The organism is Oceanithermus profundus DSM 14977 (assembly GCF_000183745.1).
In the GTDB taxonomy this organism is placed as follows: domain Bacteria; phylum Deinococcota; class Deinococci; order Deinococcales; family Marinithermaceae; genus Oceanithermus; species Oceanithermus profundus.
Genome location: NC_014761.1, coordinates 1,233,148 through 1,258,235, shown reverse-complemented (window position 1 = coordinate 1,258,235; position 25,088 = coordinate 1,233,148). Strand labels below are relative to the sequence as shown.

Here is a 25,088-nt window from a genome sequence, read left to right as displayed (position 1 = left end):
TCCTAAGGGCATTCTAGACCGCGGGCTCGGAAGCGTTGGTTAATCGGCCGGTTCGATCCGACGCAGCTCGGCCCGGCTCCAGGCGGCTTCGACCAGGGCGGGCACGTCCAGGCGCGCCTCGGCGCGGTCGAGCTGCTCGGGGGTGCTCTTGGTGGCGGGGCGTTTGGGCTCGAGGAAGCTGCAGCAGTCTTGCTGGGGCTGGATCGAGATTTCGTAGGTGCCGATGCGCTGGGCCTCGGCGATCACCTCGGTCTTGTCCATGCCGATGAGCGGGCGGAGCACCGTCATGGCGACCGCCCGTTCGACGGCGTGCAGGTTCTCCAAAGTCTGGCTCGCCACCTGCCCCAAGGCGTCGCCCGTCACCAGCGCGCCTGCGCCCTCGCGCTCGGCGGCGCGCTCGGCGATGCGGTACATGAAGCGTCGGTAGAGGAGGGTGCGGTAGCGCTCGGGGCTGTGGGCGAAGATCTCCTCCTGCACGTCCGCGAGCGGCACCACGTAGAGCCGCGCGGGGCCGTGCCAGCGGGCCAGCACCTCGAGTTCGGCCACGGTCTTGCGCAGCGAGTCGAGGCTGGTGTGGGGGTAGGAGTGGAAGTGGACGTAGACGGGCCGGGCGCCGCGCTTGGCCATGCGCCAGGCGGCGACGGGGGAGTCGATGCCGCCGCTGATGAGCACGACCACCTTTCCGCTCGCGCCCACGGGGAGGCCGCCGGGCCCGGGGACGCGCTGGGCCGAGGTGTAGACCCAGGCCTCGTCCTCGTAGAACTCGACGAAGACCTCGACGTCGGCCCCCTTGAGGCGCACCGGGCGGCCCGTGGCGGCCACGATGCGGGCGCCGATGGCGCGCTCGGCCTCGGGCGAGGTGAAGGGCAGCCGCTTGTTGGCGCGCTTGGCGCGCACGCGGAAGCTGCCGGGCTGGGCTTCGATCAACTCGAGCGCCACCTCGGCGACGCGGTCGAAGTCCACCGGGGCGGTGCGCACCCGGGCGAAGTAGGCCACCCCGAAGACGCGGGCCAGCCTCGCCCCGACCTCGTCCGCGCGACCAGGCTCCGCCTCCACGAGCAGGCGGCCGTGCAGCAGCCGCACCGTCGCTTCCGGGCCCAGGGCGTCGCGCAGGCGCTGGGCCAGCAACTGCTCGAAGTGACGGCGGTTCTTGCCCTTGAGCCCGATCTCGTGGTAGTGGACCAGGAAGCGCGCGGGTTCTACCACCGGAACAACCTCCGGGCATTTTCGTCGGTGATGCGCTCCATCTCCTCGAAGGCGACGCCGCGAGCGAGGGCCAGCGCCTCGAGGGTGTAGCGCACGTAGGCGGGTTCGTTCTTCTTGCCGCGTTTGGGGACCGGCGGCAGGTAGGGGCTGTCGGTCTCGACGAGCAGCCGGTCCGCGGGCAGCGCGGCCGCGGCCTCGCGCAGGTGGGCGTTCTTCTTGTAGGTCAGGTTACCCGCGAAGCTGACGTAGCCCCCGAGCTCGAGCCCCGCCTCGGCGAGGCGCAGGTCGCCGCCGAAGGCGTGCAGCACGAAGCGGGGCGGGCGGTGCTCTCGAAGCCAGGCCTCGAGGTCGCGCTCGGCGGCGTCGGAGCCGTCCTTGGAACGCACGTGGAAGACCATGACCAGGTCGTGTTCGAGCGCCAGCTCGAGCTGGAAGGCGAGCACCCGCAGCTGGGCCTCGCGCGAGGCGGCGTCCCAGTAGTAGTCGATCCCCGTCTCGCCGCTGGCGCGCACGCGCGGGTGCGCCGCGAGCGGGCGCAGCCGTTCGGTCACCTCGTCCGAGAAGGCTTCGGCCTCGGTGGGGTGGAGCCCCACGCCGGCGTAGACGTTGGGCCAGGCCTCGGCGAACTCCAGCGCCGCCGCGCTGCTGGCGGGCTCGGTGCCCAGGCTGAGCACCGCGCGCAGGCCGCGGGCGCGCTCCAGGGCTTCGTTGGGGGCTTCGAGGCGGTCCAGGTGGGCGTGGGTGTCGGTCATGCCGAACGTAGGGTAGCACAAAAGTCTAACCGCCCTGGCCAGGGGCTTATTTCCCATGCGTAGGCTCACAAAACTAGTGCTAGAATAAGCGGCGGTTTTGGGGCCGGAGCCCCAACCCTACGGAGGGTAAGATGCGAGACGTAACGCTGGCCATCGCCGGTTCGGGTGGGGACGGGGTAATCACCGCGGGTGATTTCATCGTCCAAGCCGCGGCCCGGAAGGGTCTTCATGCCTTCATGCTCAAGTCCTACGGGCCTCAGATCCGCGGCGGAGAATCTTCGGCGCGGATTCGCATATCGGACCGGCCCATCTACAGTCAGGGCGACTACGTCGACTTCCTGGTCGTCTTCAGCTGGAAGGACTTCAACCGCTTCCTCGACGAGATCCAGCTGCGGAAGGGGGCGGTGGTCCTCTACGACGAGGCCGACACCACCCCGCGCGAAGAGTTTCCCATCGACGCGGACCTCGAGGTCGAATACATCGCGGTGCCCTTCAAGAAGATGGCCGCCGAGGAGATCAAGGTTCCCCTCACCAAGAACATGGTGGCCTTGGGGGTGATCTCCGAGCTGTTGCGCCTCCCGCTCGAGGCCATCAAGGACGCGGTCATGAAGAAGTTCGGCAAGCGCAAGCCCGAGGCCGCGCAGGTGAACCTGCAGGCGATCGACCTGGGCAAGGCCTGGGTCAACGAGAACCTGCCGCAGGGGACCCAGGTCGCCCTCGACGCTGAGGGCTCGGGCGAGCCCAAGCTGGTCATGACCGGCGACGACGCGGTGGCCTTCGGCGCCATCCACGCCGGCGTCAAGGTCTTCGCCGGCTACCCCATCACCCCGGCGAGCCCCATCCTCGAGTTCCTCTCCAAGTGGCTGCCCCACTTCGGCGGCGCCGTGGTGCAGACCGAGGACGAGATCGCGGCCATCACCTACGCGATCGGCGCCAGCTGGGCCGGCAAGCAGGCCATGACGGCCTCGAGCGGCCCCGGCATCGCGCTGAAGCAGGAGGCCTTCGGCCTCGCGGCGATGGCGGAGATCCCCCTGGTCGTCGTCAACGTCCAGCGCGTAGGGCCCTCCACCGGCATCCCCTCCAAGAGCGAGCAGGCCGACCTCTTCCAGGCCGTCGGCGGCACCCACGGCGACGTGCCCCGGGTCGTCCTCGCGCCCAGCGACGTGGAGGACAACTTCCAGGTCGCCGTCGAGGCCTTCTACCTGGCCGAGAAGTACCAGATCCCGGTCATCATCCTTTCCGACCAGTTCCTGGGGGAGCGCAGCGAGACCGTAGAAGCCGACGTGCTCTTCGCCCGCAAGCGGGTGATCAGCCGTCAGCTGGCCAAGCCGAACGACCTCAAGGAGTACAAGCGCTACAAGCTCACCGACACCGGCGTCTCGCCCATGGCCGTGCCCGGGATGCCCGGGGGGCAGCACATCATCAGCGGCCTCGAGCACCACGAGGACGGCCGCCCCACTTCGAGCGGCACCCTGCACCAGGTCATGAGCGAAAAGCGCGCCCGCAAGCTGCCCCTCATCGCCGAGGAGTCGGGTTTCGTGCGCGTCTACGGCGACGAGGACGCCGAGCTCGCCATCCTGGCCTGGGGTTCCTCCAAGGGCGCGGTGCGCGAGGCCATCGAGCGCGCCCAGGAGCAGGGCCTCAAGGTGAAGGCCATCGTGCCCCAGCTCATCTACCCGATCCCCGAAAAGGCCCTCGACGAGGCCCTCAAGGGCGTGAAGCGCGCCGTCGTGGTGGAGCTCTCCTTCGGGGCACAGTTCTACCGCTACCTGCGCGCCTACTACGACGGCCTGCCCAAGGAGACCTACTCCTACGCGCGTTCGGGCGCCAACCCACTGTTGGTGAGCGAAGTCTTCGATACCATCAAGGAACACGCGGCCGCGCTCGGCTCGCTCCAGGAGGCCTGAGATGGAACCGGTAAAGCTGACCGCCAAGGACTACAAGACCTCCGTCCCCATCGTCTGGTGTCCGGGCTGCGGCGACTTCGGCGTGCTCAACGCCATGCAGCAGGCGGCCGCCGAGCTGCAGCTGCCGCCCGAGAACCTGATGGTCGTCTCCGGCATCGGCTGCTCGAGCCGCATCGCCGGCTACATCAACAGCTACGGCTTCAACTCGATCCACGGCCGCGCCCTGCCCATCGCCGCGGGCGCCAAGCTGGCCCGCCCCGAGCTGACCGTCTGGGCCGCGGGCGGCGACGGCGACGGCTACTCGATCGGCACCAACCACTTCGTCCACACGATTCGCCGCAACCCCGACATCACCTACATCGTGATGGACAACCACATCTACGGCCTCACCAAGGGCCAGGTCTCGCCGACCACGCCCCACGGCGACGTGACCAAGTCGACCCCGCAGGGCAACCCCGAGCGTCCGCTCAACCCGCTGGCGCTGGCGCTCGAGCTGGGGGCCACCTTCATTGCCCAGGGCTTCTCGGGCAACGTCAAGCACCTGCGCGACCTCATCGTCCAGGCCACCCGGCACAAGGGCTTCGCCCTGGTGAACGTCAAGAGCCCCTGCGTGACCTTCCGCGGCCGCCAGGAGTTCAACGTCATCCGCGAACACGGCGTCTACCTCGACGAGAGCCACGACCCCAGCGACTGGAACCAGGCCCACGAGGTCACCCAGTGGACCGACAAGGTGCCCCTGGGCGTGATCTACAAGGTCGAGGGCGTGCCCACGCTCGAGGGCGTGGCCGAGGAAGCGCGCAAGAAGGCGCTCGAGCGCCGCAGCTTCGAAAGCACCACCGAGCTGATCGAGGTCTTCCGCTAGCCGCGCGCAGCCCCTGCGAGCCCCGCCGCCCGGCGGGGCTCGCTTTCGGTATGCTGCGGGCATGAAGCGCGCACTCGCCGGATTGCTCCTGCTCGGCCTCGTCGCCTGCGCCCCACGCCTGCAGGGCGTGGACCCCTCGCGGCCGCCGAGCCCCGAACAGTGGGACCCGCAGCCGGCCCCGATCGAGTGGTGGTACGTCTCGGCCTACCTGCCCGAACAGGAACTGGCCTTCCACTGGGCCTTCTTCAAGTACTACGCCCCCGAAGGCTACCGGGTCCTGGGGTTGCCGGCGCGGGCGGTCTTCCCGTACCCCTTCGCCAGCGAGCACCTGGCCGTCACCGACCTGCGCGCGGACCGCTTCGACTTTCAGGAGCGCCACGACTTCCCCGAGCTGCGCGCGGAGGTGCGCGCGAACCCGCTCTACCTCGACCTCGACGGCTGGCGTTTCCAGCGCACCCCCGAGGGGTTCCGCCTGCAGGCCGGTTCGGTGGACGTGACCCTGACGCCGACCAAGCCGTCCGTGGTCCACCCCCCGGGCTGGTCGGGCACGGCCGAGACCGGCCGCATGTACTACGTTTCCTACACCCGCGCCGAACTGCGCGGCACCGTCCTGGGGCGCGAGGTTCGCGGCACCGCCTGGATCGACCACCAGTGGGGCGAGCAGATGAGCGGCGTGGCCGCGCTGTGGGACTGGTACGGCGTCCACCTTTCGAACGGCGACGACCTGATGCTCTACCGCATCCGCGACGTCCAGGGCAACCTCAAGGTGCTGCACGCCACCCGTGTGGACCCCCTGGGCCGGGCCACCCGGCTCGACGGGGTGCGGATGGAGCCGCTCGCCTACTGGACCTCGCCGGTCACGGGCCTGCGCTACGCGGTGGCCTGGCGGGTGGAAGGGGAGGGCTGGCGACTGGAGCTCGAGCCGCTGCGCCTGGCGCAGGAGATCCGGCCCCCCGGCCTTCCCGTGGCCTACTGGGAGGGCCCGGTCGAGGGCTCGGGCACCTGGTTCGGCGAGGACGTGCGCGTCTGGGGGATGGGCGAGTTCGTGGGCGGCCGTTACCGCCGCTGAATCCCCATGGTCGGGTAGGGCCCGTGGAGTTCGTGTTGTTCAACAAGGGAAATAAATCACGAACGGGTAGGCGTCCAAGGTTTCACGAACCCGCGAAAAAGGCGGGCCGGCCCGCCTTTTTCGCGGCCGGGGAAACGTCAGGCCCCGACGAGCTTGCGCGCTTCCTTGAGGATGCGCTTCACGGTGCCGGGGTCCTCGGCCTCGCAGTAGATGCGCAACAGCGGTTCGGTGCCCGAGGGGCGGAAGAGCAGCCAGGCGCCGCCTTCGAGGTGGAGCTTGACGCCGTCCAGGGTTTCCACCCGTTCGACCTTGAACCGCCCCACGCGCTCGGGCGGCGCCTCGCCCAGGCGCTTCATCACGCCGTCGCGCGCCTCGGGGCTCGCCACCTTCAGGTCCAGGCGGTCGAAGGCGTGCTTCAGCCCCACGAGCTCTTCGATCTCGGCGAACTGTTCGCCCAGGCTCTTGTCGGTGGTCACCACGCTTTCGAGCAGCAGAAGGGCGTTGAGGATGCCGTCGCGCTCGGGGATGTGGCCGGCCACCCCGATGCCCCCCGACTCCTCGCCGCCGATGAGCACGTCGCCCTTCAGGAACTCGTCGGTGATGTACTTGAAGCCGACGGGCGTGGTCACGACCTCGAGCCCCAGCTTCTCGGCCAGCCGGTCCACCACTTGCGAGACCGAGAAGGTCTTGACCACCCGCCCGCGCAGGCCCTTGCGGTAGAGGTGGTGCAGCAACACCGCGAAGATCTGGTGGCTGTTGAAGTAGACCCCGCCCGCGAGCACCGCGCCGATGCGGTCGGCGTCGCCGTCGGTGACCGCGGCGAAGACCGGGTCCGGCTCGGCGCTCATCACCGCGCGCAGGGTGACCAGGTTCTGGGGGATGGGCTCGGGGTGAACGCCATAGAAGAGGGGATGGGGCACGCCGTGGAGCTCGCGCAGGTCGAGCGCCAGCCCCGCGTGTTTCACGAAGCCGGCGAGCCAGCCGCCGCCGGCCCCGCCCATGGCGTCGTGGTAGAGCGCGCCGGAGTAGTTCTTGAGGGCGCTCAAGTCCACGAGCCGGGCGAGCCGTTCGTAGTAGGCCTCGCGCAGGTCGAAGCGCTGCACCGCCTCCGGCCTGGGAGGCGCCGGGGGGTTGGCGTCGAGGCGCTGGATCATGCCCTCGTAGATCTCGGGGGTGGCCGAACCGCCGTAGGGCCCCTTGAGCTTGTAGCCGTTGTACTCCGGCGGGTTGTGGCTCGCGGTGATCATCACCCCGGCGGCGGCCTCTTCGTGCACCACCGCGAACGAGGTGACCGGCGTGGGCAGGTAGCGGGCGGCCAGCAGGGCCTCGAGGCCGTTCGCGGCGAGGATGGCCGCCGCGTGCGCGGCGAAGCGTTCCGAGAGAAAGCGGGTGTCGTGGCCGACGACCACGCGCGCGCCGCCGACCGACTTCACGTAGTCCGCGGTGGCCTGGGCCACCCGGGCGACGTTGGCGAAGGTGTAGCGGTCGGCGATGACGTCGCGCCAGCCGTCGGTTCCGAAGCGGAGCTCGTCCATGGCCTCATCCTACCGCGGGGCGGGCGAGCTGATAAACTGTTCGGCGTGTCTGCGCGCGACCTCCTCTCCTCCCTCAACGAACAACAACAAGCCGCGGTGCAGCACTTCCTGGGCCCGGCGCTGGTGATCGCCGGGGCCGGTTCGGGCAAGACCCGGACGGTGGTGCACCGGGTCGCCTACCTGCTGGCCGAGCGCGAGGTCTACCCGGCCGAGGTGCTGGCCGTGACCTTCACCAACAAGGCCGCGGGCGAGATGCGCGAGCGGCTTTCGCGGATGGTGGGGCGCGCGGCCGGCGAGCTGTGGGTGAGCACCTTCCACTCCGCCAGCCTGCGCATCCTGCGCCGCTACGGCGAGCGCATCGGGCTGAAGCCGGGTTTCGTCGTCTACGACGACGACGACCAGCGGGTGCTGCTCAAGGAGGTGCTGGGTTCGCTGGGGCTCGAGGCGCGCCCCACCTACGTGCGCGCGGTCCTCGACCGCATCAAGAACCGCATGTGGTCGGTCGACGAGTTCCTGGCCCACGCTGACGACTGGGTGGGCGGCCTCACCAAGCAGCAGATGGCCGAGGTGTACGCGCGCTACCAGCAGCGCCTCGCCGAGAACAACGCCGTCGACTTCAACGACCTGCTGCTGCGCACGATCGAGCTCTTCGAACGCCACCCCGAGGCCCTGGAGGCCGTGCGGCAGCGGGCGCGCTTCATCCACGTGGACGAGTACCAGGACACCAACCCCGCCCAGTACCGGCTGACCAAGCTGCTCGCCGGGGACGAGGCCAACCTGATGGTGGTGGGCGATCCGGACCAGTCGATCTACGGCTTCCGCAACGCCGACATCCAGAACATCCTCGGCTTCGAGCGCGACTACCGCGGAGCGGTCGTCTACCGCCTGGAGGCGAACTACCGTTCCACCGCGGCGATCCTGCGGGTGGCCAACGCCCTGATCGAGCGAAACCAGCAGCGCCTCGAGAAGACGCTGAGGCCGGTGAAGCCCGCCGGCGAGCCGGTGCGCCTCTACCGCGCCCCGGACCACCGCGAAGAGGCCGCCTTCGTGGCGCGCGAGGTGGCGCGGCTGGCCGGCGAGCGCGCCCTCGACGACTTCGCCGTGCTCTACCGCACCAACGCCCAGTCGCGGGTGCTCGAGGAGGCCTTCCGGCGCCTCAACCTGCCGGCCCGCATCGTGGGCGGCGTGGGTTTCTACGAGCGCCGCGAGGTCAAGGACGTGCTCGCCTACGCCCGCCTGGCCGTCAACCCGGCCGACGACGTGGCGCTGCGGCGCGTCATCAACGTGCCGGCCCGGGGGGTGGGCGCCGCCTCGGTGGGCAAGCTCGCCGCCTGGGCGCAGGCGCAGGGCGTGAGCCTGCTCGAGGCCGCCCACCGAGCCGGGGAGCTGCTGGCGGCGCGCCAGGCGGCGGCGGTGGCGAAGTTCACCGACCTGCTGACCACGCTCCGGGAAGCCGCCGAAGGCACCGGGCCCGAGGCCTTCCTGCGGCTCGTCCTGGCCGAGACCGGTTACAGCGAGATGCTGCGGCGCGAGGGCGACAGCGAGCCGCGGCTGGAGAACCTGGAGGAGCTGTTGCGCGCCGCGGCCGAGTGGGAGGAGGAGCACGGCGGCAGCGTGGCCGAGTTCCTCGACGAGATCGCCCTGACCGCCCGGGCCGAAGAGCCGAACGCCGCGCCCGAGAAGTCGGTCACGCTGATGACGCTGCACAACGCCAAGGGGCTGGAGTTTCCGGTCGTCTTCGTCGTGGGGGTGGAGGAGGGGCTCCTGCCCCACCGCTCCAGCCTGGGCTCGGACGCCGAGATCGAGGAGGAGCGGCGGCTCCTCTACGTGGGCATCACCCGCGCCCAGGAGCGCCTCTACCTCACGCTTTCCGAAGAGCGCGAGACCTGGGGCCAGCGCGAGCGGGTGCGGCCGAGCCGCTTCCTCGAGGAGATTCCCGAAGACTTCCTGAAGCCCGTGGGCCCCTTCGGCGACGCCCACGAGCCCGCACCCGCGCCGCTCTCGAGCGCCCCGGTCAACCGCGCCGCGAAGGGGTCGGCTTCGGGCTTCCGCGGCGGCGAGAAGGTGCGCCACCCGCGCTACGGCGAGGGCACGGTGGTGGCCACCAGCGGCGAGGGGGCGCGCCAGGAGGTCACGGTGCACTTCGCCGAGGCGGGGCTCAAGCGGCTCTTGGTCAAGTACGCGGGGCTCGAGCGCATAGAATAGAGCTCGTGAAAAGGTACGGGATTGGGCTGCTGCTCCTGTTTGCGTCCGCGTGGGCCGCGGGCGGGTTGGATCTGGCCGTCGGCAGGAACATGGTGCTGGGCGGGTATTCCGGAGTGTTGGGTTTTTACATCGAAGGGCAGCCGCTGGCCGCCCGCGGCCGCCTGCTCTTTGGCGAGCGCGGGGGGCTGATGGGCGGGCTCGACCTGCTCTACCGCCCCTGGGGGCGGCGTTTGCTCGAGCCCTACGCGGCCGCGGGGGCCGCGACGATGATCGCGCGGCTCCCTTCGGAGGGGGGGTTCGTGATGGATGTCGGTTCGGAGTCGTACGCCGTCGTGACCCTGGGGCTGGCCCTCAACGTCGGCCAGGCCCGGCCCTACGCCGAGTTCAGCTACAACTACGGCGCGGCACCCTACACGCGCGCCGGCCTGGGGATGGTGTGGCGTTGGTAGGCGGCGGGCCCGCGCTTTTGGTCCACGGCGGCGCGGGGCGCGTCGAGGCGTCGGGCCGGGACGACCGCGTCGCCGGGGTGGTGCGCGCACGCGACGCGGCCTGGGCGTTGCTCGAACAGGGCGCAACCGCGCTGGAGGCGGTGCTCGAGGCCGTGCGTCGGCTCGAGGACGACCCCCTCTTCAACGCCGGCACCGGCGCGGCCCTGAACCGCGACGGTTTCGCCGAGCTGGACGCCGCCGTCATGGACGGCGAGGACCTGGGCTTCGGCGCCGTCGCTGCGGTGCGCGACGTCAAGAACCCGGTGCTGCTGGCCGCCGAAGTGCTGCGCTCCGAACACGTCCTGCTGGTCGGTGAGGGGGCGAGCCGCTTCGCGCGCGAGCGCGGCATCCCCGCATGCGATCCCGGCGAGCTCGTGACCGAGCGCCAACGGCGCCGCTGGTCGCTGGCCCGCCGGCGCGCGCTGGAGGAGCGTTCGGGCACCGTGGGCGCGGTGGCCCTGGACGCCGCGGGCCGATTGGCGGCGGCCACCTCCACCGGGGGGATGGTCGACCAGCGGGTCGGGCGCGTCGGCGACACCCCGCTGCCGGGCGCCGGAACCTACGCCGAGGCGGGGCTGGGGGCGGTCAGCGCCACGGGGCACGGGGAGTACTTCGCCCGGGCGCTGGCGGCCTACCGCGCCGCCGGCGCGCTGCGCGACGCACCCCCCGAACGGGCGGTGCGTACGGCCCTGGAGGCGGTCGCGCGCTTGGGCGGAGCCGGGGGCCTGATCCTCGTGGACGCGCAGGGCCGCCTGGCCTGGCACCACACGACCCCCGAGATGAGCGTGGCTTGGCGCACGCAGGCCGGCGAGGGCGCCCAGATCGCTCCGGGCGCGTGACCGTGGGTATAATCAGCCACGTGAGCCACGCCGCCGCAGCCGCCCGCACCGCCCGACCGAGGGGGCGCAGGTGAACCTCGTTGCGCTCTTCGCCACCGCCCAAAGCCGCTGGCACGACGCCCTGGTGTCGGCGGTGCACGGGCACGATCTGCCCCTGTTCGTCCAGAGCGCCCAGCCGGGCGCGGCGCTGGCCGAAGCCGTCGCGGGCCTCGCCCCACTGGGCTTCGGGGGGGCGTTGGTGGAGGACCCCGCGGCCCAGGAGGCGGCCTTCGTGGCGGTGCCGCGGCGTGAGGCCGAGGCGGAGGAGGCGGGGCGCGTGGACGCGGTCAAGGTTCAGTTCGGGGCGGCGACGGGCAGCTTTCTCTGGCCGGAAGCCGTTCGCTTCGCCATCGAACACGCCGGGTTCACGGGGGCGCGCGTCCTCTGGGTCGGGCCGCCGCGGCCGGGGCTGCGCTCGGCGCTGCGAACGGCGCGCACCGTGCACGTCTGGCAGGCCAGCCCCAGCGAAGGGGAGGCCGTGCTCGGCCGCTTCCCGCAGCCCCAGCGCGGCCGGGTCGCGCTCTCGCAGGCCCAGGTCGAGGCGCTCGCGCACGAGGTCGACCTGATCCTTTACGCCGGCGGAGGGCTGCCCCTGCGCGTGCTGCAGCCGTACCACGGCCTCTTCGCGCTCAAGGAGCCGCCGCTACAGGACGCCTACCTGGCCGTGGACCAGGTGATCAGCCCCGACTACTTCCTGCAGGTCTACCTGAGCCGGCTGCTGGCCTGGGTGGCCGAGGTGGACCTGCCCCCGGACGCCTTCGCCCTGCATGGAAGCCATGGTTCCTGACCTTAACCGCGTTCCCGGCGTGCTGGGGCGCATCGCCCGCCGCCGCTTGGAGCGGGTCGCAGCCGGCGGCCGGCGGACGCACGGCCCGCCGGCCGGGCGGCCGCCCTCCTTCGCGGAGGCGCTGGCGGCGCCGGGCCTCTCGGTGATCGCCGAGGTCAAGCGCAAGAGCCCTTCGGAGGGGGCGATCGCCGACCTGGACGCCGCCGAGGTGGCGCGCGCCTACGCCCGCGCGGGGGCGCGGGCCGTGAGCGTGTTGACCGAACCCGAGTTCTTCGCCGGGAGCGACGCCGACCTGGAGGCCGCGCGCGCGGCCGTGGAGCTGCCGCTTCTGCGCAAGGACTTCGTGGTTCATCCGGTCCAGGTGGACGAGGCGCGCGCGCTCGGGGCCTCGGCGGTGCTGCTCATCGTGGCCGTACTGGGCCCGCTCACCGGGGCCTACCTGGAGGCGGCGCGCACTGCGGGGCTCGACGCCCTGGTCGAGGTGCACGACGAACGCGAGGCGGAGCTGGCCCTGGAAGCCGGGGCGGAGATCCTGGGCGTGAACAACCGCGACCTGACGACGCTGCGGGTGGACCTGGGCACGGCCCCCCGGGTGGCCCGCCACGTCCGCGCGTTGGGTTTCGATGGGTTGCTGGTGGCCGAGTCCGGCTACCGCGCCCGCGAAGAGCTCGCGGCCCTCGAAGGGCGTTTCGACGCCGTGCTCATCGGCAGCTCGCTGGCGCGCGATCCGGACCCCGAAGCGGCGCTGCGGCGCCTCATCGGCTCAGCTTAACGCACAGGTCGCTATGCAGGTCCTTTGAATATGACGCTTTTACGTCAGCGACTGCAATAAGCGTTGACAACCAGGGGCTGCGTCGGTATACTCGCCGCAAACAGCATCGTTGGTTCCGGGGAGGCGGTCTTGGCGCAGCTTTCAGTCGAAAACGTTACCTTAAGCTTCGGGGGTATCAACGCACTCAACGGCGTCGACGTCGTCGTGGAGCCGGGGGAGCTGGTCTCGATCATCGGCCCCAACGGGGCGGGGAAGACCAGCCTGCTCAACTGCATCTCCGGCTTCTACCACCCGACCCACGGTCGCATCACCTTCGAGGGTCACGACCTCACCCACGCCAGCCCCCACACGATCACGGGCTACGGGGTGGCGCGTGCGTTCCAGAACATCGAGCTCTTCGGGGGCGTCTCCGTCCTCGAGAACCTGATGCTGGCGCGCCACACCTACCTGAAGTACTCGATCGGCGCCGCCTCCGTGTTCTACGGTTCCGCGCGCCGGGTCGAGGTCGAAAACCGCCGCGTCGTCGAGGACGTGATCGACTTCATGGAGCTCGAGCCCTACCGCAAGGCGCTGGTGGGCAACCTGCCCTACGGGGTGCGCAAGCGCGTCGAGGTGGCGCGGGCGCTCTCGCTCGAGCCCAAGCTGCTGCTGCTCGACGAGCCGATGGCGGGGATGACGCTCGAGGAGAAAGAGGACATGGTCCGCTTCATCCTCGACATCCTCGCCGAGCGCGGCACCACGGTGATCCTCATCGAGCACGACCTGGGGGTGGTGATGGACATCTCCGACCGCGTCTACGTCCTCGACTTCGGGATGGTGATCGCCACCGGCAAGCCCGAGGACGTGGCCGAGAACCCGGCCGTCATCGAGGCCTACGTGGGGGGTGCGGGATGAAGATCATCCGTCCCAGCGCCGACTTGAAACGGTACACGCTGCCGCAGCTCCTCAAGCTGCGCGCCGAGAACGAAGGCGAGCGCGTGGCGCTGCGCGAGAAGGACTTCGGCATCTGGAACGAGGTGACCTACGCCGAGTACTACGCCAACGTGCGCGACTTCGCGCACGGGCTGCTCGCGCTGGGTTACGAGCCCGGCGAGAAGTTCGCGGTCATCGCCGAGAACATTCCCGAGTGGGTCTACGCCGAGCTGGCTGTGCAGGGGCTCGGCGGCGTCTCCGTGGGCATCTACCCCTCTTCGGTCCCCGCCGAGGTCGCCTACGTGATGGACTACGCCGACGTCACGATGGCGCTCGTGCAGGATCAGGAGCAGGCCGACAAGCTGCTCGAGGTCAAGGACGAGCTTCCCAAGCTGCGCCGGATCGTCTACGAGGATCCGCGCGGCATGCGCGGCTACGACCCCGACCTCTTCGTCAGCTTCGAAGAAGTCCTCGATCTGGGGCGCAAGCACCGCCACGCCGAACCGCGCGCCTACGAGGAGCGGCTCGAGGCGGGGCGACCCGACGACGTGGCCCACTTCTCGCTCACCTCGGGCACCACGGGCAAGCCCAAGGCGGCGATGCTCACCCACAAGAACCTGATCCACATGGGCGTGGCGCTGCAGGAGATCGACCCCATGGAGCCCACCGACGACTACCTCTCCTTCCTGCCGCTGGCCTGGATCGGGGAACAGATGATGACGATGGGCATGGGGCTCACCGGCGGGTTCGCGGTCAACTTCCCCGAGGAGGTGGCCACCGCCATGAGCGACCTCGTCGAGATCGGCCCCCACCTGATGTTCAGCCCGCCGCGCGTCTGGGAGGGCATCCAGAGCCGCATCTGGGTGGACATCAGCGAGTCCTACGCCTTCAACCGCTGGGTCTACCGCCAGCTGATGAAGGTGGGCTACAAGGCGGCCGACTACCGCATGCACGGCAAACCCATGCCCCTGGGCCTGCGCCTTGCCTACGCCTTCGCGCACGCGGTCCTCTTCCGGCCGCTCAAAGACCAGCTGGGCTTCTTGCGCCTGCGCCGGGCCTACACCGGCGGGGCGGCGCTCGGCCCCGACGTCTTCCGCTTCTTCCACGCCCTGGGGGTCAACCTCAAGCAGATCTACGGCCAGACCGAGATCACCGGCATCGCCTTCGTCCACCGCGACGGCGACGTGCGCTACGACACCGTGGGGGTGCCCATCCCCGGCACCGAGGTGAAGATCAGCGACGAGGGCGAGATCCTGGCGCGTTCCGACGCCGTCTGCGCCGGCTACTACAAGCGCGACGACGCCACCGCCGAGCTGCTCGAGGGCGGCTGGCTGCACTCGGGCGACGCCGGCTACCTGACCGAGGACGGGCACCTCGTCGTCATCGACCGCCTCTCCGACGTCATGCACACCGCCGGCGGCGAGATGTTCAGCCCCCAGTTCCTGGAGAACAAGCTCAAGTTCAGCCCCTTCATCAAGGAGGCTGTCGTCTACGGCGACCGCCGGCCCTACCTGGCCGCCTTCATCAACATCGACCCCCAGACCGTGGGCAAGTGGGCCGAGGACCGCGGCCTCGCCTACACCACCTACATGGACCTCTCGAGCAAGCCCGAGGTGGCCGAGCTGATTCGGCGCGAGGTCGAGCAGGTGAACGCCGACCTGCCCGAAGGGCTGCGCATCCGCCGCTTCGTGCTGCTCTTCAAGCTGCTCGACGCCGACGACGACGAGCTGACCCGCACCGGTAAGGTGCGGCGCAAGTTCGTCGCCGAGCGCTACCACGACCTGGTGGAGGCGCTCTACGGCGACGCCGACGAGGTGCTCGTGAAGACCGAGTTCAAGTACCAGGACGGTTCGGTGCAACGCGTGGAGGCGAAGGTGCGCGTGATCGATCTGACCCCGGGCCCCGCCCGTGAGGAGGTGGGCGCATGAGCTACTTCTTCCAGCTGCTGGTCTCCGGCATCGTCGTGGGGTCGGTCTACGCGCTGGCGGCGCTGGGCTTCGTCCTCATCTACAAGGCCAGCCGCGTCATCAACTTCGCCCACGGCCACTTCATCGCCATCGGCGCCTTCACCGCCTACGCCCTCGCGACCAGCCTGGGGCTCTCCGTCTGGATCGCCGCGGCGCTCGCCCTCGCCTTCACCGCGGTCGTCGGTTACTTCACCGAGCGGGTCTTCCTCAAGCCGCTCGTGGGCCAGCCGATCATCAGCGTCATCATGGTGACGATCGGCCTCGCCTCGGTCTTCGGCGGGCTCATCCACCTGACGCCCTACGGTTCGGGCAACTTCTCGCTCCCGGGCTTCCTCCCCGAGGGCGGCGTCAGCTTCGCCGGCATCAGCGTCAGCTACCCGCAGCTCCTCGCCGTCGTCTTCACCGCCGTCTTCCTGGCGGCGTTCGGCTGGTTCTTCCAGCGTTCCACCGTCGGCATCGCCATGCGGGCGGTCGCCGACGACCAGATGGCCTCGATGAGCCTGGGCGTCTCGGTCGAGAAGGTTTTCGCCCTCGCCTGGGCGGCGGCGGGCATCACCGCCGCCGCGGCCGGCCTGATCGTGGGGGCGATCTCGGGCCTCAACCTGGAGGGCCTCGTCGGCATCGGGCTCAAGGTCTTCCCGGTCGTCATCCTCGGCGGGCTCGACTCGATTCCCGGGGCCGTCGTGGGCGGCATCATCATCGGCATCCTCGAGAACCTGGCCGCCGGCTACCTCGACGCCTACATCCCCGGCGGCGGCACCGGCGACGTCTTCCCCTTCCTGGTGCTGTTGCTCGTGCTTTGGTTCAAACCGCACGGCCTCTTCGGCACCGAGGAGATCGAACGTGTATAGGAGGCGCCATGCGTAACCCCTGGACGCGCACGGGCAACTACAAGACCAGCTACGCACAGGACACCACCATCTTCGCCACCTTCAGCGAACAGGCGAGCCTGGTCGTCTTCCTGATCGGCATGCTCGTGCTGCCCCAGTTCCTCAGCCGCGGCAACATGCAGATCCTCGACCTCATCCTCATCTACGCGCTGGCCGTGCTGGGGCTCAACATCATCACCGGCTACGCGGGGCTGATCAACATCGGCCACGCCGCCTTCCTGGGGGTGGGCGCCTACACCGCGGCGCTGGTCGCGCCCTACCTGCCCTTCTGGGCGGTGCTGCCCGTCTCGGGTCTGGTGGCCGCCGCGGCTGGGGCGGTGGTGGGCATCCCGGCGCTGCGCATCAAGCACCTCTACCTCGCCATCGCCACCCTCGCCTTCCAGCTGATCTTCGAGTGGGCGGTGGGGCACTCGCCGGCGCTCGAGCAGGGCGGCGCGATGGCCATGCCCCGGGTCGTCTTCCTGGGCTACAAGGTGGGGTTCAAGAACCACCACTACTTCTGGTACTACGTGACCTTCGTCGTCCTCGTCATCATGGCCTTCGGCTTCCGCAACCTGCTGCGCACCCGCTTCGGCCGTTCGCTGGTGGCTGTGCGCGACAACGACCGCGCCGCCGACGCCATGGGGATGGACCCGGGCCGGACCAAGGTCTTCGCCTTCGCCCTGGGGGCCTTCTACGCCGGCGTGGCCGGGGCGCTCTACGCCTACTGGTCGCGCGCGGTGGTGATCGAGGACTACTCGCTGATGATCTCGATCAAGTTCCTGGCCATGGCCATCGTGGGCGGCCTCGGCACCCTCGTGGGCAGCTTCTTCGGGCCGGCCTTCCTGGAGCTGCTCGACATCAACATGGAGACCTTCTCCTACTGGATCAAGACGATCTACAATCCGCCGGGCGTCGACGTCGGCTCGGCGATCCGGCCCCTGGCCTTCGGCCTCGCCATCGTGCTCTTCCTCATCTTCGAGCCGCGGGGGCTCGCGAACTGGTGGCGGCTGTTGCGCAGCTACTTCCGCAACTGGCCGTTCAAGTACTAGGCGATCCGGCGCGCTGCGCCGTCGCAATAAGGGAGGTAGGCGTATGAAGAACAAATGGACGTTGTGGGCCTTGGCCGCGGTACTCGCGATGGGATTTGCGGCCGCAGAAAAAGTGCACATCATGTGGTCCGGGGCCATCACCGGTCCCACCTCCGACGCGGGCAAGTACTACGCTCAGGGCATCGAGGACTACTGCAGCTGGGCGAACGACACCGGCTACGTTTCGGGCGTCGAGTTCGTCTGCGAAACGCGCGACGACCAGTACAACAACGCCAACACCCTGCGCAACTTCGAGGAGGCCGTGGACCGGGGCGACCCCGTCTTCCTGGGCTACTCGACCGGCGGCACGCTCCAGCTCAAGCCGCTGGTGCAGGAGGTGGGCATGCCCTTCATCCCCGCTTCCTACCACATCGGCAACATCGACCCGCCCGACAACGACTACATCTTCCTGCCCATCGCCTCGTACTCCGAGCAGGTGATCGCGGTCCTCGAGTACATCGCCAAGGTGTCGCCGGGCGCCAAGGTGGCCATGGCCATCCACCCCTCGCCCTTCGGCCGCGCGCCGGTCGAGGACGCCAAGAAGGCGGCCAAGGACCTGGGCATCGAGATCGTCGAGGTGCAGGAGATGGCCAAGGGCCTCGACTACACCGCGACCCTCAAGCGCTTCGAGAACAAGGGCGTGGAGTACATCGTCTACCAGAACGTCGCCGGGCCGGTGGCCAACATGATCAAGGACGCGAAGCGCCTCGGTCTCAAGATCAAGCACGCCGGCGCGCACTACGCGGGCGGCCCCGACCTGCTCCGCCTCGCGGGGGATGCGGCCGAGGGCTTCCTCTGGGTGACGGCCTACTACATGCCGCATGAGGACAACGCCGCCGCGAAGTTCGTGAAGGAGCTGGGCGCCAAGTACGGCCGCCCCGCCGACACGATCGAGAGCGTGCACTACCCCTCGGGCATGCTGGCCGCGGCCATCGCCATCGAAGCGATCAAGGAGGCCAAGGACGCCGGCAAGAAGATCAACTCCGAAAGCGTCTACCAGGCCCTGCTGAAGATGAACTGGCCCAACAAGCTGGCCGTGGGCCCGGTGACCTACAGCAAGGACGACCACGTGGGCGTGGACCAGCTGCGCGTGCTCGAGGCCAAGAACGGCACCTTCGTGCCGGTGACCGAGCCCTTCAGCTCCGAGCTCTTCCGCAAGGTGCACTACGGCAAGTAGACCCCGGTGCGGACCGGGCGGCCCTGGCCGCCCGGTCCGCCACCCCCCAGGAGGTCCCCGTGAGCACGACCCCCAAGACCGAGCGCAAATGGCTCCTGCGCGTTAACAACATCGAAGTCGTCTACCAGGACATCATCCAGGTGCTGCGCGGGGTTTCGATCAACATTCCCGAAGGCCGCATCACCGCGCTCCTGGGCCCGAACGGCGCGGGGAAGACCACGACGCTGCGCGCCATTTCGGGCCTGCTCGTGCCCGAGGACGGCGCGGTGCGCGACGGCACGATCGTCTACCAGGGGCGCGAGATCCAGAACCTGCCGCCCGAGCAGATCGTCAAGCTGGGCATCGTCCAGGTGCCCGAAGGGCGGCACGTCTTCAAGCACCTGACCGTCGAGGAGAACCTGCGCGTGGGCTCGATCACCCGCCGTGACGGCAAGGTGCGCGAGGACCTGGAGCGCATCTACCACTACTTCCCGCGCCTCGCCGACCTGCGCCACCGCCTCGCCGGGTACACCAGCGGCGGCGAGCAGCAGATGCTGGCCATCGGGCGGGCGCTTCTGGCCGCGCCCAAGCTGCTGCTCCTCGACGAGCCCAGCCTGGGGCTCGCGCCCCTCTTGGTGCGCGAGATCTTCGACATCGTCGCCCGCATCAACGCCGAGGAGGGCGTGACCGTGCTCGTCGTCGAACAGAACGCGGCCATCGCCCTGGCCGTAAGCGACTACGCCTACATCATGGAGCAGGGCAAGATCGTGCTCGAGGGCGAGGCCGAGGCCCTGAAGGAGAACCCCGACGTCAAGGAGTTCTACCTTGGCACGGCCAAGGCGGGCGGGCGCAAGTCCTTCCGCGACGTCAAGTCGTACAAGCGTAGAAAACGCTTCATGTAGGCGAAAAACTTTCCTTGACCCCCCTATGGGCCCATGCTACCCTTAGCTAGGAAGCTGCCCCGGCTTCCGTCCTACGGGGCGTAGCGCAGTCCGGAAGCGCGCCTGCTTTGGGGGCAGGATGTCGCAGGTTCAAATCCTGCCGCCCCGACCAGCTTGCGGGAGTAGCTCAGTTGGTAGAGCATCGGCCTTCCAAGCCGAGGGTCGCGGGTTCGAGTCCCGTCTCCCGCTCCAGAAGGGGGTGGCCCGTGGCCGCCCCCGCCTCGCATGCGCCCGTAGCTCAGGGGACAGAGCAGCCGCCTTCTAAGCGGTAGGTCGGGGGTTCGAATCCTCCCGGGCGCGCCACTTTTCTGGCCGCGACGGTGCCGCCGTTCGCGGCGCTTTGTGTTTTGGGTCGGCGGGGTTCAGAAGTAGACCCGGGTCGCCAGGCTGGGCAGCCAGACCACGCCCGCGGCGGCGTCGTAGCCGAGGCCTAGGCCCAGCAGCACGTCGCCTTCGTCGCCGAAGCGGCTCAAGCGCAGGAACGCGCCCGCCGAGCGCACGCCGTCCCCGTCCGCGTTCAGCCGCGCCAGCGCGTCCACGGCCCAGTCGTCGCCGGCCTGCCGGCCGTAGGCGACCGCGATTTGCCAGCCGCCGCTGTAGGCCGCCTCGGCGGTGAAGAGGCCGTCCCCAAGGTAGCGGCTCGCCCCCACGCCGCCGCGCCAGGGGTCGGCCGCGCGCAGGTCGCGCCAGCCCTCCCCGTAGACCACCCAGGGGCCCAGGCGCGCCGTCGCCCCCGCCCCCAGCGCGGCCGGCGCTGGCTCGGGGCCGTAGACCGCGGCCAGCTGGTAGTCCACGCCGGCCAGCCTGCCGTCCGCGCGGAGGAGGCCGAGGGGGCGGTCCTGAACGCGGCGCAGGGCCAGCCGCAGCCGTGTAAAGGGGTCGGGGTAGAACTCCAGCCAGCCGCCCCAGAGGCCGGGGGCGTGGTCCGGGCGGGGCGGCGCGAGCGGATAGACGGGAAGCAGCCGCAGGACGGCCGTGGGCTCGGGGCTGGCCCCGGCCCCAAGGGCGTAGCCCGGCCCCGCGAAGCTGAGCTCGAGTTTCGAGATCCCGGCGTCGAAGGTTTGGGTCGCGAGGTTCCAGCGCGGGTAGAGCGCCGCCTCCACGAGCCCTCCGCCCCAGGCCTCCGAGGCCAGCAGCGAACCGGCGTAAACGGGCTCGAGGGCGAAGGTCCCGCGGGCGTACCGCCCTTCGAGGCGCACCTCGAGGGAGCCGCTCGTCTCCAGCGCCAGCGCCAGGCCCAGCAGCCAGGGGAGCAGCGCCGCCGTGCGCACTAGCCGCGCTCCTCCTCGTGCACGATGCGGCCGTCTTCCAGGTGCACGACCCGCCGCACGTGCTCGAGCAGGCGCGGGTCGTGGGTGGAGAAGATGAAGGTCACGCCCTTCTCGCGGTTGAGCCGCTTCATGTACTCGATCAACGCCAGGCCCGTCTTGGAGTCCAGGTTGGCCGTCGGCTCGTCGGCGAAGATGACGGCCGGTTCCGCGGCCAGCGCCCGCGCGACCGCGACCCGCTGCTGCTGGCCGCCGGAGAGCTGGTTGGGTTTGCGGTCGGCGAAGCCGTCCATCTCCAGCTCGGCCAGCGCCGCGCGGGCCCGTTCGGCGCGTTCGCGCGCGGGCAGCCCCCGCAGCTCGAGCACGAAGGCGGCATTCTCGAGCGCCGTGAGCACGGGGATGAGGTTGTAGGCCTGGAAGACGAAGCCCACCTTCCACAGCCGCAGCCGCGCGCGGGCCACCGCGTCCTTCTCGTCCAGGCGCTCCCCGTCCAGCCAGACCTCGCCCTCGGTCGGCAGGTCGAGGCCGCCGAGCAGGTGCAGCAGGGTGCTCTTGCCCGAACCCGAAGGGCCGGCGATCGCCGTGAACTCCCCGGCGCGGGCGCTGAAGTCCACGCCACGCAGGGCCGGGGTTTCCACGCCGTCGGCCTTGTAGACTTTGTGCAGGTTCCTGGCTTCTACGAGTGCTTGCATCCTCGGTCCTCCCTAAGCGACATGGCGCATCGCCTCCACGGGCTCGAGCCGTCCGGCCAGCCAGGCCGGCCACAGGGCGCTGGCGATCGCCGTGAGGACGGCGAAGGCGAAGACCTGCACCACCTGCCCCGGGGTGATGCTGGCGTACATGACGACCGGCAGCCCGAACTCGGCGTACTGCTGAGCGAGCGTCCCCGGGAGGCTGAACCCCTGGGCGAGCCGCCAGACCGCGAGCCCTCCCAGGACGCCGCCGACGGCGGCGCCGCTCGTCACCAGCAGCAGGCTTTCGAGGACGACCAGGCGCATGATCCGCCAGCGGTCCGCACCCAGCGCGATGATCACGCCGAACTCGCGGATGCGTTCGACCAGACCCAGGTAGACGGTGTTGACCACGAGCAGCCCCGCGAGCACGAAGAAGATGACCGCGTAGATGAGCAGCATCGGCTTGATCATGTCGAGGATGGCCGCGAGCGCGGGCTGCGCCTCCCTCCAGGTCAGCACCTCGTAGCCGGGCGGGACGAGGGGCTGCAGCTTGCGCCGCGCCGCCTCGAGGACCCCGGACTGTTCCAGGCTCTTGAGTTCGGGCAGGAAGACGACGATGCGGCTGGCGGCGTCGGGGGCGGCGAGCTCCTGGGCGGCCTGCAGCGTGAGCACCGCGGTCCGGGCCTCCATCGTGCTTTCGGGCAGGTCGAGGACGGCGGAGACGGTGAAGGCCGCGGCCCCGAGGCCGTCGGTGCCCGGCGCGAAGGCGTAGACGGGGTCCCCCACGTCGACCTGAAGCGCCTTCGCGAGCGCCAGCCCCAGCGCCGCGCTCCACTCGTCGCCGTCCGCCGGGGGGGCGCCCCGCACCCGGTACTTGTCCGCCAGCTCCTTCATCAGATGGCCGTCCGGCTCCAGCCCCATGAGCACCACTCCGCGCGAACGGCTGGCGCCGGCGAGCAGCGCGGGGACCTCGAGCACCGCCTCCACGTCCGCCTCGGGCAGCGCGCGTTCGATGGCGGCCTTGAGCTCGGGCACCCCCCGCACCAGGCTCAGGTCGAACTCGCGCACCTGGTCGGCGTTCCTCACGCGCAGCACCAGGTGCCCGGTGGTTCGGGTGAGGTTTTGGAACATGCCGTTCAGGGTGGCCCCGCTGAAGCCGTACATGACGAGCATCAGGGCCACGACCGCGGCCACCGCGCCCGCGGTCACCAGGCTGCGTCCGCGGCCCCGCCAGACGTTCTTCCAGGCCAGGGTCCACATCAGCGCTCGCACCCCCGCTTGAGCGCCGTGGGCGCGAAGCAGCGGTCGGGCACCGTCCCGATCCGCCAGTCCGAGACCTCGAAGACGGTGCGGTACCCTTCCCGTACCCGGTCAATCACGAGGGTGTCGGTCACCAGGTAGCGGCCTTCGGCGATGCGCGCGACCTTGCGCATCTCGATCTCCTTCACCGGCTGGCCCCGCTGGTCGTAGTAGACGATTCGCCGCGGAAGCTTGGTGGCGGCTTCGATCTGGAGGACGACCCGGCCCCAGGGGGTCGGGGCCCGCGGCTTGGGCGTGAGCACCAGGGTCAGCCGGTCCGCTTCCGCGGCGGGCTCGAGGCGCACCTCGTAGTAGTCCTCGAGGTCGCGGCCCGAGAGGTCGGCGTAGCTGACGTCGGAGCCCAGGAAACGGTCGTTGCGGCCGCTGGGGGGCAGGCGCAGGACCCGCCCCAGCCGCGGGTTGTAGATCCAGATGTCCTCGCCGAGCATCAGGAAGGCCTGCCCGGCTTCGCGCTTGGGCTCGATCACCTGGATCAACGCCCGGCGGTCGCCGTCGGTGTAGACGCGCAGCACGTAGCGCTTGCTGCGGCCGGGCCGCTCCACGGCCAGCGTGTAGGTGGCCACCATCGCGGGTCCGCGGAGCTGGTTCACCGCTTCGTGCAGCAGGGCCTTCGGGTCGGGGGATTGGGCCAGGGCCGGGGCCGCGAGCAGCAGCAGCCCGGACGTGACGAGCCGGATCGTCTTGCGGTTCAGTCCCATCGCAGGGCCTCCGAAGGGTGCAATCTGCGCGCGCGCAGGGCGGGGAAGAGGAAGGCGCTCAGCGCCGAAACCACCACGGTGATGAGGGAGTAGAGGGCGTAGACGGGCGAGAGGTGGGTGTAGAACTCCTCGGTCAGGCCCGCCTCGCTCCAGACCTCGCCGGAAAGCTGGAAGAAGGGCCCGAGGACGTTGTGGGTGCCGGTGTAGTAAATCAAGGCGTAGCCGAGCAGCAGTCCGAGCAGCCAGCCGACCGCGGTGGCGAAGGCGGCCTCAAGCACGATCATCCAGCCAAGCTTGGGGTTGTCCATGCCCAGCGCCAGCACCACGCCGAACTCGCGGGTGCGTTCGAGCACGCTCACGATCAGCGTGCTCGTGACCGCCAGGGCGGCGAAGAGCGCGAGCAGCAGGCCGATGGGCAGCGACAGCTTCTTGCCCGCCTCGACGTCGGTCTTGATCGGGCCGACCAGGTCCCACACGGGGTGGGCGGTCAGCCCCTCGGGCAGCCGCGCGGCCACGCGCCGGGCCACGTCCTCCTCCTTTCCCAGCGGGGCGTCCACGGCCAGGTGGGTGACCCCGGGGAGGCCGGTCAGCTGGCGGGCGTCGTCCAGGTGCAGGTAGACGCCCGAGCGGTCCACGCTCGAGACCCGGGCGCGGACCAGCCCCACGACCTTGAGCCCCAGCGACTGCGGCCCCGCCAGGGCCGCGGTGCTGACCACCAGCCGTTCGCCCAGCCGCACGTCGAGGCGCTCGGCCAGCTTGTACCCCAGCACCACCTCTCCGGGGGCCTCGAGCCAGCGCCCTTCGCCCACCTTGCCGGGCACGCGGGAGACCGCCGGCTCCGCGGCCGGATCCACCCCCAGCAGGAACGCGCCTTCCGATACGTAAGGCGAGGTCAGCAGCCCGGCGAACTGCAGCCGCGGCGCGTAGCGCGGGGAACCGGCGCGCGCGAGCGCCTCCTCCAGCGGCCCCAGGTCGCGCAGGCCGTTCTCGGGGTCGGGGTCGTCGAACCAGGCCGCCCGAGCGACGGTGACCGGGGCCATGACGTAGCGGGCGTGGGCCTCGAGCACCGAGAGCTTGTAGCCGTCGATCATGCTCCAGTAGAAGATCGTCGCCACCGAGGCGTAGGCCACCACCGCGGCCAGCAGGTAGGTGCGCTGGCGGTGGCGCCAGATGTTGCGCCAAGCGAGGCGGACGATCACGCCGAAGCGGGCGCCCCTCACGACGCCTCCTTCCGGGCCTTCCAGCGCCGGGTGAAGGCGGCCAGGAGCTCGAGGTAGAGCGCGAAGGCCTCTTCCATTTCGGCGAGGCGCGCGTCCCGCCGCGGGTTCGGCGCGAGTGCGGCGCGGGCCTCGCGGGCGAAGCGGGCGAAGCCGCGGCTCACCCGCTCCTCCACCGCCAGCATCGCGGTCCAGGGGTCCTCGGCGAGCGCGAAGAAGGCCTGGCGGGTGCCCGGCCGCGCGACGCGCCTGAGAACGCCCATCTGCTCGAGCAGCCGGGTGGCGTGGCTGACCGAGGCCTTGCTCACGCCCAGGTCGCGCGCCAGCGCCTCGAGGGCGACCTCCTCTTCCTCGGTGAGCAGCATCCAGCCCAGCACCCGGCCCGCCATCCGCGGCGTCCCGAAGGCCTCGAACGCCAGCCCCATCTGCTCGGCGAGCTGCCGGCGGGCCGCATCGTCTGCGTTCATGCCCTCAGCCTAATTTGTTTACTACGTTTAGTCAAACGTAAACGAAA

The 25,088-nt window shown here is 70.2% G+C and carries 23 protein-coding genes and 3 tRNA genes; 17 read left to right on the top strand and 9 right to left on the bottom strand.

Annotated elements, in window-relative coordinates; genetic code table 11:
- Positions 1 to 39: 39 nt before the first annotated feature.
- Complete coding sequence (thiI, locus tag OCEPR_RS06190; RefSeq protein WP_013457854.1) at positions 40 to 1,206, bottom strand: tRNA uracil 4-sulfurtransferase ThiI; 1,167 nt, start codon at positions 1,204 to 1,206, stop codon at positions 40 to 42.
- Complete coding sequence (locus tag OCEPR_RS06185; protein ID WP_013457853.1) at positions 1,200 to 1,958, bottom strand: TatD family hydrolase; 759 nt, start codon at positions 1,956 to 1,958, stop codon at positions 1,200 to 1,202. Before OCEPR_RS06185 ends, thiI begins: the two co-directional genes overlap by 7 nt.
- Positions 1,959 to 2,089: 131 nt before the next feature.
- Between OCEPR_RS06185 and OCEPR_RS06180 the strand changes: the two genes are divergently transcribed.
- The 3 genes from OCEPR_RS06180 to OCEPR_RS06170 all read left to right on the top strand — a co-directional run bounded on the left by OCEPR_RS06180 (position 2,090) and on the right by OCEPR_RS06170 (position 5,796).
- Positions 2,090 to 3,865, top strand: coding sequence for a 2-oxoacid:acceptor oxidoreductase subunit alpha (locus OCEPR_RS06180; RefSeq protein WP_013457852.1), 1,776 nt, complete (start codon positions 2,090 to 2,092; stop codon positions 3,863 to 3,865).
- Between the two features lies 1 nt (position 3,866).
- Positions 3,867 to 4,727, top strand: a complete 861-nt coding sequence (locus tag OCEPR_RS06175; protein ID WP_013457851.1) for a 2-oxoacid:ferredoxin oxidoreductase subunit beta — start codon at positions 3,867 to 3,869, stop codon at positions 4,725 to 4,727.
- A 61-nt stretch (positions 4,728 to 4,788) separates the two neighbouring features.
- Positions 4,789 to 5,796: a lipocalin-like domain-containing protein gene (locus OCEPR_RS06170; protein ID WP_013457850.1), complete on the top strand. Its 1,008-nt coding sequence runs from the start codon at positions 4,789 to 4,791 to the stop codon at positions 5,794 to 5,796.
- 137 nt (positions 5,797 to 5,933) lie between these two features.
- Here the strand turns inward: OCEPR_RS06170 and OCEPR_RS06165 are convergent, their stop codons facing one another.
- The gene (locus OCEPR_RS06165) at positions 5,934 to 7,331 is read right to left on the bottom strand and encodes a phosphohexomutase domain-containing protein (RefSeq protein ID WP_013457849.1); all 1,398 of its coding nucleotides are present in this window, start codon (positions 7,329 to 7,331) and stop codon (positions 5,934 to 5,936) included.
- Between the two features lie 45 nt (positions 7,332 to 7,376).
- Here OCEPR_RS06165 and OCEPR_RS06160 point away from each other — a divergent pair, with 45 nt between their 5' ends.
- The 14 genes from OCEPR_RS06160 (at position 7,377) to OCEPR_RS06095 (ending at position 19,700) form a co-directional block, all read left to right on the top strand.
- Positions 7,377 to 9,536, top strand: coding sequence for an ATP-dependent helicase (locus tag OCEPR_RS06160; protein WP_013457848.1), 2,160 nt, complete (start codon positions 7,377 to 7,379; stop codon positions 9,534 to 9,536).
- Positions 9,537 to 9,541: 5 nt separating this feature from the next.
- Entirely contained in the window at positions 9,542 to 9,985 is a 444-nt protein-coding gene (locus tag OCEPR_RS13025) for a hypothetical protein (RefSeq protein WP_013457847.1), read from the top strand.
- A complete protein-coding gene (locus tag OCEPR_RS06150; RefSeq protein ID WP_013457846.1) occupies positions 9,973 to 10,863 on the top strand; it encodes an isoaspartyl peptidase/L-asparaginase family protein in 891 nt (296 codons plus the stop codon). The genes OCEPR_RS13025 and OCEPR_RS06150 overlap by 13 nt, the downstream gene beginning before the upstream one ends.
- Positions 10,864 to 10,933: 70 nt before the next feature.
- Positions 10,934 to 11,689: a hypothetical protein gene (locus OCEPR_RS06145; protein ID WP_013457845.1), complete on the top strand. Its 756-nt coding sequence runs from the start codon at positions 10,934 to 10,936 to the stop codon at positions 11,687 to 11,689.
- A complete protein-coding gene (gene trpC / locus OCEPR_RS06140; RefSeq protein ID WP_013457844.1) occupies positions 11,679 to 12,461 on the top strand; it encodes an indole-3-glycerol phosphate synthase TrpC in 783 nt (260 codons plus the stop codon). Before OCEPR_RS06145 ends, trpC begins: the two co-directional genes overlap by 11 nt.
- A 129-nt stretch (positions 12,462 to 12,590) precedes the next feature.
- Complete coding sequence (locus tag OCEPR_RS06135) at positions 12,591 to 13,355, top strand: ABC transporter ATP-binding protein (protein WP_013457843.1); 765 nt, start codon at positions 12,591 to 12,593, stop codon at positions 13,353 to 13,355.
- Positions 13,352 to 15,301: a long-chain fatty acid--CoA ligase gene (locus OCEPR_RS06130; RefSeq protein WP_013457842.1), complete on the top strand. Its 1,950-nt coding sequence runs from the start codon at positions 13,352 to 13,354 to the stop codon at positions 15,299 to 15,301. The genes OCEPR_RS06135 and OCEPR_RS06130 overlap by 4 nt, the downstream gene beginning before the upstream one ends.
- The gene (locus OCEPR_RS06125) at positions 15,298 to 16,191 is read left to right on the top strand and encodes a branched-chain amino acid ABC transporter permease (RefSeq protein WP_013457841.1); all 894 of its coding nucleotides are present in this window, start codon (positions 15,298 to 15,300) and stop codon (positions 16,189 to 16,191) included. The genes OCEPR_RS06130 and OCEPR_RS06125 overlap by 4 nt, the downstream gene beginning before the upstream one ends.
- An 8-nt stretch (positions 16,192 to 16,199) precedes the next feature.
- A complete protein-coding gene (locus OCEPR_RS06120; RefSeq protein ID WP_013457840.1) occupies positions 16,200 to 17,261 on the top strand; it encodes a branched-chain amino acid ABC transporter permease in 1,062 nt (353 codons plus the stop codon).
- A 43-nt stretch (positions 17,262 to 17,304) separates the two neighbouring features.
- Positions 17,305 to 18,477, top strand: a complete 1,173-nt coding sequence (locus OCEPR_RS06115; RefSeq protein ID WP_013457839.1) for an ABC transporter substrate-binding protein — start codon at positions 17,305 to 17,307, stop codon at positions 18,475 to 18,477.
- A gap of 59 nt (positions 18,478 to 18,536) precedes the next feature.
- Complete coding sequence (locus tag OCEPR_RS06110; RefSeq protein WP_013457838.1) at positions 18,537 to 19,358, top strand: ABC transporter ATP-binding protein; 822 nt, start codon at positions 18,537 to 18,539, stop codon at positions 19,356 to 19,358.
- 74 nt (positions 19,359 to 19,432) lie between these two features.
- Positions 19,433 to 19,509 (top strand) — tRNA-Pro (locus OCEPR_RS06105).
- Between the two features lie 4 nt (positions 19,510 to 19,513).
- A tRNA-Gly gene (locus OCEPR_RS06100) sits at positions 19,514 to 19,589 on the top strand.
- Between the two features lie 35 nt (positions 19,590 to 19,624).
- Positions 19,625 to 19,700 (top strand) — tRNA-Arg (locus OCEPR_RS06095).
- A 59-nt stretch (positions 19,701 to 19,759) separates the two neighbouring features.
- Here the strand turns inward: OCEPR_RS06095 and OCEPR_RS06090 are convergent.
- The 6 genes from OCEPR_RS06090 to OCEPR_RS12290 are packed head-to-tail and all read right to left on the bottom strand — an operon-like array spanning position 19,760 to position 25,041.
- Positions 19,760 to 20,668 carry a hypothetical protein gene (locus tag OCEPR_RS06090; protein WP_013457837.1) on the bottom strand — a complete coding sequence of 303 codons (909 nt, stop codon included), beginning with the start codon at positions 20,666 to 20,668 and terminating at the stop codon, positions 19,760 to 19,762.
- Entirely contained in the window at positions 20,668 to 21,357 is a 690-nt protein-coding gene (locus OCEPR_RS06085) for an ABC transporter ATP-binding protein (RefSeq protein ID WP_013457836.1), read from the bottom strand. Before OCEPR_RS06085 ends, OCEPR_RS06090 begins: the two co-directional genes overlap by 1 nt.
- A 12-nt stretch (positions 21,358 to 21,369) precedes the next feature.
- Entirely contained in the window at positions 21,370 to 22,611 is a 1,242-nt protein-coding gene (locus OCEPR_RS06080) for an ABC transporter permease (protein ID WP_245544449.1), read from the bottom strand.
- A complete protein-coding gene (locus tag OCEPR_RS06075; protein WP_013457834.1) occupies positions 22,599 to 23,357 on the bottom strand; it encodes an outer membrane lipoprotein-sorting protein in 759 nt (252 codons plus the stop codon). Before OCEPR_RS06075 ends, OCEPR_RS06080 begins: the two co-directional genes overlap by 13 nt.
- On the bottom strand, positions 23,348 to 24,577 hold the full coding sequence (locus OCEPR_RS06070) for an ABC transporter permease (protein WP_013457833.1): 1,230 nt from the start codon (positions 24,575 to 24,577) through the stop codon (positions 23,348 to 23,350). Before OCEPR_RS06070 ends, OCEPR_RS06075 begins: the two co-directional genes overlap by 10 nt.
- The gene (locus tag OCEPR_RS12290) at positions 24,574 to 25,041 is read right to left on the bottom strand and encodes a GbsR/MarR family transcriptional regulator (RefSeq protein ID WP_013457832.1); all 468 of its coding nucleotides are present in this window, start codon (positions 25,039 to 25,041) and stop codon (positions 24,574 to 24,576) included. Before OCEPR_RS12290 ends, OCEPR_RS06070 begins: the two co-directional genes overlap by 4 nt.
- Between the last annotated feature and the right edge of the window lie 47 nt (positions 25,042 to 25,088).